Annotated in this window: 12 protein-coding genes; 4 read left to right on the forward strand and 8 right to left on the reverse strand. The window is 71.6% G+C overall.

The features are described from left to right. Positions 1-23: 23 nt before the first annotated feature. Positions 24-1,076, reverse strand: coding sequence for a mechanosensitive ion channel family protein (locus tag GCG21_RS01950; protein WP_152817557.1), 1,053 nt, complete (start codon positions 1,074-1,076; stop codon positions 24-26). Between the two features lie 128 nt (positions 1,077-1,204). On the opposite strand from GCG21_RS01950, the gene GCG21_RS01955 reads away from it, so the two are divergent. After that, positions 1,205-2,356, forward strand: coding sequence for a cytochrome P450 (locus tag GCG21_RS01955; RefSeq protein ID WP_152817558.1), 1,152 nt, complete (start codon positions 1,205-1,207; stop codon positions 2,354-2,356). A 93-nt stretch (positions 2,357-2,449) separates the two neighbouring features. Here GCG21_RS01955 and GCG21_RS01960 read toward each other — a convergent pair whose 3' ends face one another. The 7 genes from GCG21_RS01960 to GCG21_RS01990 all read right to left on the reverse strand — a co-directional run bounded on the left by GCG21_RS01960 (position 2,450) and on the right by GCG21_RS01990 (position 10,797). Continuing rightward, a complete protein-coding gene (locus GCG21_RS01960) occupies positions 2,450-3,331 on the reverse strand; it encodes a hypothetical protein (protein WP_152817559.1) in 882 nt (293 codons plus the stop codon). Next, the gene (locus GCG21_RS01965; protein ID WP_152817560.1) at positions 3,328-4,380 is read right to left on the reverse strand and encodes a DapH/DapD/GlmU-related protein; all 1,053 of its coding nucleotides are present in this window, start codon (positions 4,378-4,380) and stop codon (positions 3,328-3,330) included. Before GCG21_RS01965 ends, GCG21_RS01960 begins: the two co-directional genes overlap by 4 nt. A gap of 82 nt (positions 4,381-4,462) precedes the next feature. Next, the gene (locus GCG21_RS01970) at positions 4,463-5,980 is read right to left on the reverse strand and encodes a DHA2 family efflux MFS transporter permease subunit (protein ID WP_152817561.1); all 1,518 of its coding nucleotides are present in this window, start codon (positions 5,978-5,980) and stop codon (positions 4,463-4,465) included. After that, positions 5,977-7,473, reverse strand: coding sequence for a serine hydrolase domain-containing protein (locus GCG21_RS01975; protein ID WP_152817562.1), 1,497 nt, complete (start codon positions 7,471-7,473; stop codon positions 5,977-5,979). Before GCG21_RS01975 ends, GCG21_RS01970 begins: the two co-directional genes overlap by 4 nt. After that, positions 7,470-9,278 (reverse strand): biotin carboxylase N-terminal domain-containing protein, encoded by a 1,809-nt coding sequence (locus GCG21_RS01980; RefSeq protein ID WP_152817563.1) that lies wholly within the window; start codon positions 9,276-9,278, stop codon positions 7,470-7,472. The genes GCG21_RS01975 and GCG21_RS01980 overlap by 4 nt, the downstream gene beginning before the upstream one ends. A 282-nt stretch (positions 9,279-9,560) precedes the next feature. Further along, positions 9,561-10,076, reverse strand: a complete 516-nt coding sequence (locus GCG21_RS01985) for a nucleoside deaminase (RefSeq protein ID WP_370517211.1) — start codon at positions 10,074-10,076, stop codon at positions 9,561-9,563. 88 nt (positions 10,077-10,164) lie between these two features. Beyond that, positions 10,165-10,797 (reverse strand): nucleoside triphosphate pyrophosphatase, encoded by a 633-nt coding sequence (locus GCG21_RS01990; protein WP_152817565.1) that lies wholly within the window; start codon positions 10,795-10,797, stop codon positions 10,165-10,167. A gap of 231 nt (positions 10,798-11,028) precedes the next feature. Between GCG21_RS01990 and GCG21_RS01995 the strand changes: the two genes are divergently transcribed. From GCG21_RS01995 to GCG21_RS02005, 3 genes are read left to right on the forward strand one after another with little or no spacing between them, the layout of a single operon-like run. Next, positions 11,029-12,369, forward strand: coding sequence for an ABC transporter substrate-binding protein (locus GCG21_RS01995; RefSeq protein ID WP_152817566.1), 1,341 nt, complete (start codon positions 11,029-11,031; stop codon positions 12,367-12,369). A gap of 16 nt (positions 12,370-12,385) precedes the next feature. Next, a complete protein-coding gene (locus GCG21_RS02000; RefSeq protein ID WP_152817567.1) occupies positions 12,386-13,735 on the forward strand; it encodes an ABC transporter permease subunit in 1,350 nt (449 codons plus the stop codon). Continuing rightward, the gene (locus tag GCG21_RS02005) at positions 13,732-14,616 is read left to right on the forward strand and encodes a carbohydrate ABC transporter permease (protein WP_152817568.1); all 885 of its coding nucleotides are present in this window, start codon (positions 13,732-13,734) and stop codon (positions 14,614-14,616) included. Before GCG21_RS02000 ends, GCG21_RS02005 begins: the two co-directional genes overlap by 4 nt. Positions 14,617-14,620: the final 4 nt, after the last annotated feature.

A 14,620-nucleotide genomic window follows, 5' to 3' on the forward strand; every position in this document is an offset into this window, starting at 1 on the left:
GGGGCCGGCCGGAGGCGAGCGGCCTACGCGGGCCGGGCTGCGTCGTCCCCACTCATGAGCACGCGCTGGGTGGGCAGCGCCTCGGGATTGTGCTCGCGCAGCCACGTGGCCAGACCCTCCCGGACGTCGCAGCGCAGCACCCAGTCGTCGTCGGTGTTCGCGCTGCTCACGGTGGCGCGCACGGTGAGCCGGTCGGTGGCGGAGTCGGTCACGCGCACCCCGCGGGAGCGCCCGTCCCACAGGCCGCTCGCGTCGACGAGCCGGTCGAACTCGGCGCGGAAGCCGGCCAGGTCCACCCGCCAGTCGAGGGAGAAGTAGATGAGCCCGGTGAGCGACTCGTCGTCGCGGCTCCAGTTGATGAACGGGGTCGTGGTGAAGAACGTCGAGGGCAGCACCTTGTGCTGGCCGGTCCAGATGTTCACGACCACGTAGGTCAGGGTGATGTCCTCGACCGTCGCCCACGTTCCGTCGACCTCGACGATGTCGCCGATGCGGATGGCGTCGGTGAAGGCGAGCTGGATGCCCGCGAACAGGTTCCCGAGCGAGCTCTGCGCGGCGATGCCCAGAACCACCGACAGCAGCCCGGCCGAGGCGAGGATCGTCGTCCCGATCTGTTCGACGCCGGGGAACGTGAGCAGCACGAGCGCGGCGCCGACGACCACGAACGCCGCGTTGACGATCCGGCGGATGAGCTGCATCTGGGTCTGGGCGCGGCGGGCGGCGCGCGCGTCGCCGGCCATGCGGGCCACCACCCGGTACTGGGCGTGGGCGAGCCAGACGAGCACGAACACCGCCACGAGCCAGACGGCGCAGACGATGATCGCGATGAGCAGCACGTGCATGCCGATGTCGCGGAGGGTCGAGGGATCGGTCAGTCCGCCGAAACCGATCCGCAGCGCGGTGGTGAGCAGCAGGCCGGCGACCGGCCGGCGAATGCGCCGCCATGCCCGGTCGATGGCCACGGTGCGCCGCCCGATCCGCCGCAGCACGAGGTTGACCACGAGGAGCAGGACGAGCGCCGCCACGACCGAGGAGGCGAGCACGATGATCCAGTTGAGGGTCGGTCCGAGATCCATGCCCCTGGTCTAACACACGAGGCCGCCGGGCGCCGAACTGTGAACGCCCCCACATAACGGACCGCGATGACGCCTGGATCACGGCGGAAACCCGGTCGGCACGGCATGATCGTATGAAGGAGGATGCCATGCAGCTCGATGCCCAGACCGAGGATCCGCGCGTGAGTTACGACGAGCGACGTTCCCGGTGTCCGGTCTCCCGCGACTCCGCCGGGTCGTGGACGCTCTATCGTCATGACGACGTGCGCTCGGCCGCCCTCGACGACGTCGCCTTCTCGAGCGCCACCTCGCGCTTCCTGCAGGTGCCCAACGGGATGGACGGCGCCGAACACGACCTCTTCCGGGCGCTGACCGACCGGTACTTCGAGCCCCGCCGGCTCGCCGCGCTCGAGCCCGTGCTCGCCGACGTTGCCGAGGACATCGTGGCCGCGACCCTCGGGGCACCGACGCAGCCCGAGGCGGCCGCCGACGCCGTGGAGCTCGGGGCGCGATTCGCGGTGCGGTCCGCCTGCGACTGGCTCGGCTGGCCCCGCACGCACGAGCGCGAGCTGCTCGACTGGGTCGCGGCGAACCGGGAGGCGAGCCGGTCCGGCGACCTGACCGCCACCTCCGCCGTGGCCACCTGGTACACGAACATCATCCGCTCCCAGACCGACGAGCGCCGGGCGCTGGGGGAGCGGGCTCCCGCGGACGTGACGACCGAACTCCTGGGCGACGACTTCCTCGGCCGGGCGCTCACCGACGAGGAGATCACCTCGATCCTGCGCAACTGGACCGGCGGCGACCTCTCGAGCATGGCGCTGTGCATCGGGGTCGTGCTGGCATACCTGGCCGATCATCCACAGCTGCAGGCGCGGATGCGGGCCGGCGTGAACGAGGTGGAGTTCAACGCGATCCTCGACGAGATCCTGCGCATCGACAATCCGTTCACCTCGAACCGGCGGGTGACCACGCGCGAGGTGGCCCTCGGCGACGAACGGATCCCCGCCGGGGACCGGGTGGTGCTCAACTGGACCGCAGCGAACCGGGACCCGGAGGCCTTCGGCGACCCGGACGCGTTCAGCCCCTATCTCAACGCCCCGAAGAACCTCGTGTACGGCATCGGGAGGCACGTGTGCCCCGGCCGGGCGCTGGCCACGATGCAGTTGCGGCTGCTGACCGAGGCGGTGCTCTACCGCACGTCCGAGATCCTGCCGGATCCGGACCGCGACCGGGAGCGGGAGCAGCCGCCGGCCGGTGGATACGCGCGGGTGCCGATCGTGCTGCGCCGGGAGGCCTGAGCCCGCGGGCCCGCGGGGGAGGAACGACCGCCGCGGTGATCGAACGGTCCCACCGGCCGTCGTTGCAGCGCCGCCGTTGCAGCGCCGCCGGGTTCAGCGGACGATGACGGCGCCGGTCTCGAGCCCGCTCGGCGTCTCCCGCCGGGCCGGCCCGACCTGCTCCCAGCCGCCGCCCGCACGTTCCCACCGCAGGGAGCTCACCTGCACGGACTCGACGCCGGTCTCCGCGGCGGTGGCGACGGCCCACTGGCCCAGGGCCCACGCCGCCCGCTCGGAGCCGGCCTCGAGCCGGATCTCGCCCCCGAGGGCCGAGGAGATCACGGCATCGGGCTGGTCCCGGTCGAGGAGGGCCGTGAACCGCGGATGCTCGTCCCCGGCGGCCGGGGTGCGGTCCTCCGGCAGGTGGCACGACAGCGCGCGCGGGCTCGCGCCGGTCAGCGCATCCGTCAGCGCGGCCGCGAGCGGCTCGTGCTGGGCGTACAGATCCGGGAAGGCCGAGCGCTGGACCGCCTGCGCGGCCTCGGTCAGCGGCACCTCGAGGTAGTCCGGCACCTCGACGAGCCGGTCGTAGAAGAGGCCGGCGGCGTAGCGCGGATCCTGCACCTGTTCGGGCGATCCCCAGCCCTGGGAGGGGCGCTGCTGGAACAGCCCGAGGGAGTCCCGGTCGCCGTGGTCGAGGTTGCGCAGCGAGGACTCCTGCATCGCCGTGGCCACCGCGATGGTCAGGGCGCGCTCCGGGAGGTCGCGGCCCGCGCCCACGGCCACGATGAGGGCCGCCGAGCCGGCCTGTTCCGCCGAGAGGGCGAACGTGCGGTCGCCGTCGTCGACCCGGCACCCCGCCCCGGCCGGTGCCGGACGTTCGAGCGCATCGAGCACCATGACCACGGTGAAGACCGCTCCGATGAGCAGGAGGATGAGCAGGACGGTGAGGATGAGCGCGCCGCCGCGGGGGCGCTCCCCGGACTGCCGGTTCATTCGTTGCCGGGCGTCGAGGGACGCTCGTCGCGTTCGAAGGCCTCGACCACGCCGGTGGTCGAATTGCGGCGGAACAGCAGCCGCTCCTCGCCGGAGAGGTCGCGTGCGGCGACGATCCGCGGATGCGGGTGGGCCGCCGTGCGCAGGGTGACCTTTGTTCCCGCGGTCACGTACAGCCCGGCCTCGACCACGCAGTCGCCGCCGAGGGAGATGCCCACGCCGGCGTTCGCGCCCAGGAGGCACCGCCGTCCGATCGTGACGAGCTGCGCCGCTCCCTCCTCGGCGCCGATGATCGAGGCGCTCCCGCCGATCTCGGTGTCGCGGTCGACGGTCACCCCGTAGTTCACGCGGCCCTGGATGTGCGCGGCGCCGATCGAACCGGCGTTGTAGTCGACGAAGCCCTCCGCCCGCACCACCGTGCCCGGTGCGAGGTGCGCGCCGAGGCGTACCCGGTCCGCCACCTCGATGCGCACGTCCGAGGGCGCCACGAAGTCGGTCATCCGCGGGAACCGGGCGACCCCGAACACCACCGGCGCGACTCCCTTGCCCGCGATCCGCAGCCGCAGGCGCGTGTCCTCGAAGTCGGCGAGCTCGCACGCCCCCACGGAGGTCCACACGTTGACGGGAAGGACCTCCTCGAGCCCGCCCAGCTCCGCTTCGCCCGGCGCGATGTCGCGGTGGGAGAGCAGGTGGAGGCGCAGGTAGGCATCGGCCGTGTCCGCGGGGGGCGCGGCGAGATCGATCTGCGTGTGGACGACGCCCAGGTGCGTTCGGCGTGCGGGATCCGTCGTGCGCAGCGATGCGAGGTCGGCGGGCACCCCGTAGGGTCCGGCGAGCCGGGCCGGCATCCGGCCCAGGCCCAGCTCCGGATACCAGACCTCGAGCGTCGTGCCCCGGGCGGAGACGGTGGCCAGCCCGACCCCCCAGGCGGGGCGCACGGCGGGCCGCACCGCCGGGCGCACCGCTGGATGGACGGCGCGGTCCGACGTGGGGTCCACGGCGGAGGCTGTCGTGGGCTCCGCGGTGGGGCGGGAGGCGGACGGGTTCATGGCACCAGGGTACGCGGGATGCGATCGGCCGGGCCTCTCCCGCGGCGCCGACCGGGGAAGATCATGCGCCCGGGCGACCGGATTATTTCCCCGCAGGGGCCGGTCGAGGGGTGGCGACCGGCGCACTGGGTGCGCTGTCGGAGGGGCGGCCCACGAAGAAGAGGGCGAGCACCCCGGCGAGCGCCACGCCGATGGCGGGCAGAAGCAACGTGTCGGCCATCGCGGAGGAGAAGCCCGCAAGCGCCTCCGGCGGCAGGTCGGCCGCGGCCGCGGAGCCGCCCTGACTCAGTTCGTCGGCGCTCGGGCCGAGGTAGTGCACCAGCCGGGACTGCAGCACCACGGCGATGGCCGCGCTCCCGAGCACGGCCCCGACCTGCCGGGTCGTGTTGTACACCCCGGATCCGGCCCCGGCGCTGGTCATGGGCAGGTTCCGGGTGGCCGTGACCGACAGCGGCGACCAGAGGAAGGCGTTCGCCACCCCGAACAGGGTCATGGCGAGCACGATGTGCCAGATCGGGGTCGTCGGGGAGAGCGCGAACGTGAACCAGCAGAGCACCGCCGCGGCCGAGAACAGTCCCATCGGGGCGAGCACGCGCGGCGCCATCCTGTCGACGAGGTGGCCGGCGAGGGGGGCGAGGGCGGTCTGCAGGAGCGCCATCGGCGCGAGCAGCAGCCCGGCCTCGGTGGGGCTCAGGCCCCGCACCGACTGGGCGTACATCATGATCGGGAAGTTGACCACGGTGATGGACACGCCCACGAACGCGATCGCGCCGTTGCCGAGGGAGAAGTTGCGGTCCTTGAACAGGTTGAGCGGCACGAGCGGGTCGGTGCGAATCCGCCGCTGCCACAGCACGAACGCCACCATGACCGCCACGCCGACCGCGATGAGCGCCGGCACCGAGATCGGCCCGGCGATCGTGCCCCAGTCGTAGGTCTCGCCCTCCTGGATCCCGAATACGAGGCAGAACATCCCCACGGCCGACAGCGCCACTCCCACCCCGTCGAAATGGTGGGAGTGGATCGGCAGCCGCGGCACGAACAGGTAGGCGAGCACGAGCCCGATCAGGCCGACGGGCACGTTGACGAAGAAGATCCACTCCCAGCCGCCGGCGTCGATGAGCAGCCCGCCGGCGAGGGGGCCCACGAGCATCGCCACGCCCGCGGTCGCCCCCCACAGCGACATCGCCTGCCCGCGCCGGTGCGGCGGGAACGTGCGGGTGATCACGGCCATCGTCTGCGGGGTGAGCATGGAGGCGCCGAGCCCCTGCACCACCCGGGCCACGATGAGCCACGTGATGTCGCCGGTGAGGCCGCACCACAGCGAGGAGAGCGTGAACACCGTCAGCCCGGTGAGGTAGAGCCGCCGCGGACCGAACCGATCGCCGAGCCGCCCGGTGATGAGCAGCGGAACGGCGTAGGCGAGCAGGTACCCGGAGTTGACCCAGATCACCTGCGAGACGTCCGCCTCGAGATCGTGCATGAGCGTGGGCAGCGCGACGGAGACGATCGTCGTGTCGACCAGGATCATGAAGAAGCCGATGACCATGGCCCACAGGGCCGCCCAGGCCGCCCGGCTCGTCTCCGTGGGAGGGGCCGTCATGCGCTCAGCCCGGCACGCTCGGGGGAGGCGGCGAACAGGTCTGCGCCGTTCAGGGGAGCGATCGGCCACACGACGCTCGCCGAGGCGGCATCGCCGGTGACGAGCACGTGGTGCGGGAAGCTCGGGATCCGCAGCCGCGCCCGGTAGGTGCCGTCCGACCAGCCGCCCTGGGCCAGCACGCGCACCGCGGTGCCGGCGTACGGCCCGGCGGGCGCCCTCAGGACGGTCTCGCCCCAGGAATGCGTGGGGACGACGAGCGCGAGTTCCGTACCGGCGTACCGCAGCCGCAGCGGCTCGCCGGGGGCCGGAAGCGACACCGCGTCGAATCCGGCGACGGGCACGTCGGTCGCGTCCGGCGGGGGAGCGGAGGGTGCTGCCGGCGGCGCGCCGGCGACCGGGACCGCGGCCGGGGGAGCGAGCGGGTGCCACGCGGGCAGCCCGGCCGGGGCGGTGCCCGCCGCAGGCAGCAGCGGGAGCGAGCGATCGGCGAGGAACGCGGCGAGTGAGGCGTCCTCGGGGGCCGGCTCGCGGCCCACGCCGGGGAGCAGGTGGGTGAGGATGAGCTCGCCGAGGCCGTGCATGTCGGTGGAGATCGACGTGATCGCGACCACGAGTTCGGCGGCGGGGAGCACGACGGCGAACTGGCCGAACGCGCCGTCGGCGCGGAAGCCGGCATCGAGGATCCAGAAGGAGTAGCCGTAGCCGCGGGTCCACGCGCCCCGGGTCCAGGCCTCCGGCAGCGGCGCGAACGGGGTGGTCGCGCGGTCGAGGAAGCCGCCCGGCAGGAGCCGGGTGCCGTCCTCGGTGCACCCGTCGCGCAGCCAGAACCGGCCGAGGGTGAGCAGATCGCCGGTGCGCACGTGGGCGCCCGACCAGCCCTGGTCGATGCCGGTCGCGTCGGTGAACCAGCCGGGTTCGGGCAGGCCGAGGGGGCCGAGCACGCGCTCGTGGGCGACTCGTCGCAGCGGCGCCCCGGTCACGTGCGTGACCATCCGCGACAGCAGGTTCGTGGCCACCTGGTTGTACGCGAACACGGTCCCCGGCGGGCGCTGCGGCGGGGTGGCGAGCATGAGGTCGAGGAGCGGGGCGGGCAGCGGCCCCGGCCCGGCCCAGGCGCGGTTCCAGGCGTCGGCGGTGTGGCCCGTCGCCATCGCCAGACAGTGTTCGATCGTGACGTCGTGCCAGGCCGGAGCCGGCGTGATGCCGGGGGCGGGCAGGTGGTCGAGGATCGGGTCGTCCAGCGAGATCGAGGCACCGCCGTCCTGGTGCAGCAGGGCGCCGACCGTCATGGCGGTGATCGTCTTGGACACCGAGTACACGAGCTGGGGCCGATCGAGGGAGTACGGCGCCCACTGAGCCTGGGCCACCGTCGTGCCGCGGTGGGAGATCGCGAGGGTGTGCAGCTCGGCGACCTGCTCGGCCGCCTCGACGAAGGCGCGGATCGCCGCCGGGTCGATCCCTGCGGCCCCGCCCGCAGGCAGTGCGGTGCTCACTCCGAGCCGGCGTCGTCGATCTGGCAGATGATCCCGCCGGCCGAGATCGACTGCCCGGGGCCGGCGGTCAGGCCGTGGATCCGGCCGGCTCGGTGGGCGAAGAGCGGCTGCTCCATCTTCATCGCCTCGAGGACGACGACCAGGTCGCCCTCCGCCACGACGTCGCCGTCGGTCACGGCCACCTTGACGATCGTGCCCTGCATCGGGCAGGCGAGCGCGTTGCCGCTCACCTTGGTGGCGGTCCGGTGGCCGGAGCGGCGCGTGGGCTTGCGAGGGCCGTTGCGTTTGGCGGAGCCCAGGCCCAGGCCCGCCGGCAGCACGACCTCGAGGCGCTTGCCGCCGACCTCGACCACGACGCGTTCGACGGCCTCCTCGGGTTCCGGTGCCTCGACCGGGGTCGCCACGGGGGCGTCCTCGGGGCGGGTGAAGCCGTCGATGAACTCGGATTCGATCCAGGTGGTGTACACGCCGAAGTCGCCGGACTCGGCGGTGAAGGCGGGGTGGGAGACCATCGCCCGGTGGAAGGGGACGACGGTGGGCAGGCCCACGATCGCCGTCTCGTCGAGCGCGCGGCGGGCGCGCTGGAGGGCCTCGGCGCGGGTGGCGCCGGTGACGACGAGCTTGGCGATCATCGAGTCGAAGGCACCGGAGATCGTGTCGCCGGCGCGCACGCCCGAATCGACCCGTACCCCCGGACCCGAGGGCCAGTCGAGGGTGGTCAGGGTGCCGGGCGCGGGCAGGAACCCGGCGTAGGGATCCTCCCCGTTGATGCGGAACTCGAAGGAGTGGCCGCGCAGCGGCACCTCGGTGTAGCCGAGGGGCTCACCGGCGGCGATCCGGAACTGCTCGCGCACGAGGTCGATGCCGGAGACCTCCTCGGTCACGGTGTGTTCCACCTGCAGGCGGGTGTTCACCTCGAGGAAGGAGATCGTGCCGTCGGTGCCCACGAGGAACTCGCACGTGCCCGCTCCCCGGTAGCCCGCCTCGGTGAGGATGGCGATCGAGGCGGTGCGCAGCTGCTCGTTCTGCTCCTCGCTCAGGAACGGCGCCGGCGCCTCCTCGACGAGCTTCTGATGGCGCCGCTGCAGGGAGCAGTCGCGGGTGGAGACGACCACGACGGTGCCGTGATCGTCGGCGAGGCACTGGGTCTCCACGTGCCGGGGCCGGTCGAGGAAGCGCTCGACGAAGCACTCGCCGCGGCCGAACGAGGCGGTGGCCTCGCGGACCGCCGACTCGAAGAGATCGGGGATCTCCTCGGCGGTGTGGGCGACCTTGAGGCCGCGACCGCCGCCGCCGAAGGCCGCCTTGATCGCGATGGGCAGGCCGTGCTCGGCCGCGAAGTCGAGCACCTCCTGCGGGCTTTCGACCGGGTCCGGGGTGCCGGCGACGAGCGGGGCGCCGGCACGCTGGGCGATGTGACGGGCGGAGACCTTGTCTCCGAGGGCGTCGATCGCCGCCGGCGGGGGGCCGATCCAGACGAGGCCGGCATCGATGACGGCGCGGGCGAAGTCCGCGTTCTCGGCGAGGAAGCCGTAGCCGGGGTGCACCGAGTCGGCACCGGAGCGCCGGGCGACGTCGAGGAGCTTGGCGATGTCCAGGTACGTCTCGGCGGCGCGCGCCCCGCCGAGGGCATAGGCCTCATCGGTCAGGGTGGCATGGAGGGCGGTGCGATCGGGATCGGCGTACACGCCCACGGAGGTGAGGCCGGCGTCGCGGCAGGCCCGCGCGATCCGGACGGCGATCTCGCCGCGGTTCGCGATCAGTACCTTGCGGAGGGGGCGAGGCCCGGACGCCGTGGATGTCATGCACACTCCTCGTTGTTGCCACACCGGCACGGCCGGGCGAATGGAACGCCGGCCCGGGCCACGCTAGTACGGGCGGTCGGTTCGCCCCAACTATGCCCGCCCGTGCCGACGAAGTCTGTAGGTGAAAGCAAGTCGGCCAGGCAAAACTTGTGGAGACCTCACAAAGTAGGGGGCCGGGCCGACCGTGGCCTGGACCACAGCTAGTGTAGACCGGACAAAACACGCGGGGGCCCAGACAGCCGGCGACTCGCCGGGCCCGTTCCGGATCAGGGGTCGGTCGGATCAGGCCGGGGAGGCGTCGCTGCGGCGGGTCCAGAAGCCGACGTGGGCCGCGGCCGCCTCGTCCTCCAGCAGCGGGCCGAGCACCTCGATCCGGCGCTGGCCGTGGGCGATGACCTCGCGGCACGGCAGCGCGAACGTCGGATTCTGCGGATCGTCCCCGGTGAGCTCGAGCAGTCGGGTCTCGGAGAGCGCGTAGACGATCCGGCCGATGCCGCACCAATAGATCGCGCCCGTGCACATCGCGCACGGTTCGGCGCTGGTGTAGAGCGTCGCCCCGGCGAGCTCCGCGGGGCCCAGGTGGGCCACGGAATCCGCGGCGGCGGTGAGCTCGGCGTGCTGGGTGGGGTCTCCGCCCGGCGGCATGGAGTTGTTCCCCCTGCGGGAGACGACGCGGCCATCGCGGTCGGCGACGAGCGCCGCGAACGGATGGCGCCCGCGGCCCCGGGCGTCCTGGGACAGCGCGATCGCTTCGCGAAGCAGCGCCAGGTCGATGTCGCTGGGACGGGTGTCGGTCACGGGTTCTCTCAGTTCTCTCAGTTCTCTCGGGTCACTCGGGTCACTCGGTGCTCGCGATGCGCACGGTGGCGGGGCGTCCCGCATCCGGTCAGGCGCCCGTCCGGTGGGCCCAGAGCGAGGTCCAGCCGATGCCGAGGCCGGCGAGGAGGGTGCGCAGCAGCGGCAGGCTCAGCCCGACGACGCCGTGATGGTCGCCGCGCACCCCCGAGACGAATGCTCCGCCGAGCCCGTCGAGGGTGAAGGCGCCGGCGACGCGCAGCGGTTCTCCCGTGGCGATATAGGCGTCGATCTCCGCGTCGGTCACCTCGGCGAAGTCCACCTCGGTGTGGCTGACACCCGCGGCCTCCCGGCCGTCGGCGGTGAGGAGCACGTGACCGGTGTGCAGCACGCCGCTCCGGCCGCGCATCCGCTGCCAGCGTTCCCTGGCGACCTCGGCCCGGTGGGGCTTGCCGAGCCCCTCGCCGTCGAATTCGAGGAGGGAGTCGCAGCCGAGGACGACCTGGGCCGCCGGAGCCCCCGGATCGGTGGCGACCGAGCGCGCCTTCGCCTCGGCGAGGACGGCCACGGATTCGGCGACCGTCAGGGGGCCCCGCTCGGCCCGGGCGTCGGCGAGGGCGGCGTCCTCGTCGACGTGGGAGACCCGGATGAGCGGCTCGACACCGGCTGCTCGGAGGGTGGCGGCGCGGGCCGGGGACGCGGAGGCGAGAAGAAGCGAAGTCATCGCGGGCAAGACTAGCCGCCCGCCGGGCGCGGCGACGAGGCTGCTGCCCGCCCCGGAGCCGCCCCGGACCCGCGCCGGCCCGCGACACGGCTGCGGCCGCGACGTTATGGGAATGAGACCGGGCCGGGATCACCGAACGACGGAGGGCGGCGGTATCGTCGAAAACGCGGCACTGGGGCCCACTCGGCGCCGTCCACGAAACTGAGCGAATTCGTACGAAGGAGTCGTGAGATGGTGAACGGACGAGGGAGATGGCTGTCGGCGGCCGCCGGGATCGCAGCGGCGAGCCTGGTGATGGCCGGTTGTGGCGGGGGCGACGGGGGCGGGTCCGGAGGCGAGACCGCCGGCGGGGAGACGACCGGCGGGGAGTCGACCGAGGCGGTCGACCTCTCCGGTCAGACGCTCAGCGTCGTCGCGGCCTGGACGGGTGAGGAGCAGAAGAACTTCGAGGCCGTGCTCTCGAAATTCGAGGACGACACCGGTGCAACGGTGAACTACACGAGCTTCGGCGACAACGGGCCCACCTATATCCAGGGCCAGATCGAGGGTGGGAATCCCCCGAATATCGCGGTCGTCGGGCAGCCCGCACTCATGGAATCGCTCGCGTCCAATGGCGACATCAAGCCGGTGGGCGACGACGTGAAGAGCGCGGTCGAGGCGAACTACGCGCAGTCGTGGATCGACCTCGGCACGGTCGACGGGGAGCTGTACGGCGTCTGGTTCAAGGCGGCCAACAAGTCGACGGTCTGGTACAACAAGGACATCTACGACGATGCCGGCGCGACGGTCCCGAAGGACTGGGACGGCTTCATGGATCAGCTCGGGCTCATCGAGGACTTCGGCTACGCGGGCCTGTCGGTCGGGGCGGACGTCGGCTGGCCGCTGACGGACTGGTTCGAGAACATCTACCTGCGCACCGCCGGAGCGGAGAAGTACGATCAGCTGACCAAGCACGAGATCCCGTGGACCGACCCGTCGGTCAAGGACGCGCTCACGGTCCTCGGCGGGCTGTGGAGCAGTGACCTCCTCCTCGAGGGCGGCGCCCAACGCAGCTTCCCGGACTCGGTCACGGCGGTCTTCGGCGCCGACCCCAAGGCCGGCACGGTCTACGAGGGCGACTTCGTGGCCGGGAACATCACCGCCGACGGCAACTCGACCGTCGGGAAGAACGCGCTCTTCTACCCGTTCCCCTCCATCAACGGCTCCGCGCCGGCGGTCGTGGGCGGCGGCGACGTGGCGATCCACTTCACCGACGACGACGCGACGAGCGCCCTCATGGCCTATCTCGCCTCACCGGAGTCCGCCGAGGTCTGGGTTCCACAGGGCGGCCTCACCTCACCGAACAACAAGGTCGACACCTCGCTCTACCCCGACGAGGTGGCCAAGCAGATCGCCGAACAGCTCACGAGCGCCGAGACGTTCCGGTTCGACATGTCGGACCAGACCCCGAGCGCGTTCGGCGGCACCCCCGGTCAGGGATTCTGGCAGGAGATGATCACCTTCTACGAGCACCCCGACGACATCCAGGGCACGATGGAGCGTCTCGAGAGCGCCGCCGCGTCGGCGTACTGACCGGTCCGGGTCCGTCATGACCGCCCTCGTCGACGCTCCGCCGGACTCCTCCCCCCGGCCACCCGCCCGGGGGAGGGGCCGTGGGCGCCGGCTCGCCGTCGTCGCCTCCTTCCTCGCCCCCGCGCTCGTCGTGCTCGGCGCGCTGGTCGTGTACCCGATCGTCTACACGCTCATCCAGTCGTTCTACGGAACGGGCGGGGGGTTCGTGGGCTGGGACAACTACGTCACCATGTTCACGAACGACAGCACGTTCACCGCGATCCGAAACAACATCATCTGGGTGATCGTCGCGCCCGCGTCCTGCACGATTCTCGGGCTCATCTTCGCCGTTCTCCTGGAGAAGCTCAGCTGGAAGGCGGCGTTCCGACTCATCATCTTCATGCCGATGGCGATCTCGATGCTCGCGGCCGGGGTGATCTTCCGGGGCATGTTCCAGGAGAACCCGAACCAGGGAGTGGTCAACGCGGTCATCGTCGGCGTGCACGACGCCGTGACCGACGAGTCGAACTATCCGGGGGCGCAGCCACGCGAGGACGTCGGGATCGGCTCCGACCGCGGCGTCATCGCCTCCGACGCCGAGATCGCGACCGGGCAGCAGCAGAACTTCCCGCTCGTGGCCATCCGGCCGAACAGCGTGCCCGATGCCGCCGTCCAGGCGGCACAGCCGCCGCCCGCCGGGCCGTCGGAGGTCACCGGAACCGTCTTCCTCGACGTCATCCGCGGCGGTGGCGGAACCGACGGCCGGATCGAGCCGGGCAAGCTCGGCCTGCCCGGGGTCCACGTCGATGCCGTGAACGCGGATGGGACGGTCGCCGGCTCGGCGAAGACCGGGCCCGACGGCACCTTCGTGCTCAGCGGCCTCGATCCCGGATCCTCCTATCGGATCGCGCTGCCGGCCTCGAACTTCAGCGAGGGCTTCGACGGCGTGTCATGGCTGAGTTCTACCTTCATCACCGCGGTGATCATCCTGTCGTATATCTGGATCTGGGCCGGGTTCGCGATGGTGATGATCTCATCGGGGCTCTCCGCGATCGATCGGTCGCTCCAGGAGGCCTCCCGCATCGACGGGGCGAACGAGTGGCAGGTGTTCACGAAGATCACGGCCCCGCTGCTCTCGCCCGTGCTCATCGTCGTCTTCATCACGCTCGTGATCAACGTGCTCAAGATCTTCGACCTCGTCTACGTGATCCCGCCCGGGGCTTCGAAACCCGCGGCCAACGTCATCGCCGTGGAGATGTGGACCGTCTCCTTCGGCGGCGGCAACGACATGGGCCTCGGATCCGCCCTGTCGATCCTGCTGCTCGTGCTCGTGCTGCCGTCGATGATCATCAACATCCGGCGCTTCAAAGAGGAGCGGACCCGATGAGCGCCGCCGAGCTCACCATCGTCCGCGGTCGGCCCAGCGCCGGCCAGCGGATCACGCGGATCCTCTCCTCGAGCGTCGTCAACGTGGTGCTCCTGCTCGTCGCGCTCTTCTGGCTCATCCCCTCGGTGGGGCTGTTCCTCACGTCGCTGCGCTCCGGCGCGGACAGCGCCTCCTCCGGCTGGTGGAACGTCTTCACCAAGCCCGCGCAGCTGACGATCGAGAACTATTCGAACCTGCTGAGCAACTCCACGATCACCGGATCCTTCCTCAACACGATCATGATCGCCGTGCCGGCGACGGTGCTCGTCGTGCTCATCGGCTCGATCGCCGGCTATGCGTTCGCCTGGATGCAGTTCTGGGGGCGGGACTGGCTGCTCATCGCCGTCATCGTGCTGCTCGCGGTTCCCGTGCAGGTGGCGCTCATCCCGCTCGCCCGGCTCTTCGGCACCCTGGGAATCTTCGGCAGCGTGGTCGGCGTCGTGCTCTTCCACACGGGCTTCGGGCTCCCGTTCGCGATCTTCCTGCTGCGGAACTTCTTCACCCAGGTGCCCTCCGAGCTGCTCGAGGCGGCCCGGATCGACGGGGCCGGCGAGTGGCGGATCTTCTTCCGGATCGTGCTCCCGCTCGGGCTGCCGGCGATCGCCTCGCTCGCGATCTTCCAATTCCTGTGGACCTGGAACGACATGCTCGTGGCCCTCATCTTCACCGACTCCAGTTCGATGCCGATCACGGTGGCGATCCAGACGCAGTTGCGCCAGTTCGGGGCGAATATCGACGTGCTCTCCTCGGGTGCGTTCCTCTCGATGATCGTCCCGCTCATCGTGTTCTTCGCCTTCCAGCGGTACTTCGTGCAGGCGCTCCTCGCCGGCTCCCAGAAGTAGCGGA

It is taken from the genome of Pseudactinotalea sp. HY160, assembly GCF_009372055.1.
Classification (GTDB): domain Bacteria; phylum Actinomycetota; class Actinomycetes; order Actinomycetales; family Beutenbergiaceae; genus HY158.

Excerpts from the sequence above, each read along its gene's own strand:
- GCG21_RS01980 (WP_152817563.1), bottom strand. The coding sequence starts at position 9,278 with ATGACATCCACGGCGTCCGGGCCTCGCCCCCTCCGCAAGGTACTGATC.
- GCG21_RS02005 (WP_152817568.1), top strand. The coding sequence starts at position 13,732 with ATGAGCGCCGCCGAGCTCACCATCGTCCGCGGTCGGCCCAGCGCCGGC.
- GCG21_RS01955 (WP_152817558.1), top strand. The coding sequence starts at position 1,205 with ATGCAGCTCGATGCCCAGACCGAGGATCCGCGCGTGAGTTACGACGAG.
- GCG21_RS01990 (WP_152817565.1), bottom strand. The coding sequence starts at position 10,797 with ATGACTTCGCTTCTTCTCGCCTCCGCGTCCCCGGCCCGCGCCGCCACC.
- GCG21_RS01970 (WP_152817561.1), bottom strand. The coding sequence starts at position 5,980 with ATGACGGCCCCTCCCACGGAGACGAGCCGGGCGGCCTGGGCGGCCCTG.
- GCG21_RS02000 (WP_152817567.1), top strand. The coding sequence starts at position 12,386 with ATGACCGCCCTCGTCGACGCTCCGCCGGACTCCTCCCCCCGGCCACCC.
- GCG21_RS01965 (WP_152817560.1), bottom strand. The coding sequence starts at position 4,380 with ATGAACCCGTCCGCCTCCCGCCCCACCGCGGAGCCCACGACAGCCTCC.
- GCG21_RS01950 (WP_152817557.1), bottom strand. The coding sequence starts at position 1,076 with ATGGATCTCGGACCGACCCTCAACTGGATCATCGTGCTCGCCTCCTCG.
- GCG21_RS01995 (WP_152817566.1), top strand. The coding sequence starts at position 11,029 with ATGGTGAACGGACGAGGGAGATGGCTGTCGGCGGCCGCCGGGATCGCA.
- GCG21_RS01960 (WP_152817559.1), bottom strand. The coding sequence starts at position 3,331 with ATGAACCGGCAGTCCGGGGAGCGCCCCCGCGGCGGCGCGCTCATCCTC.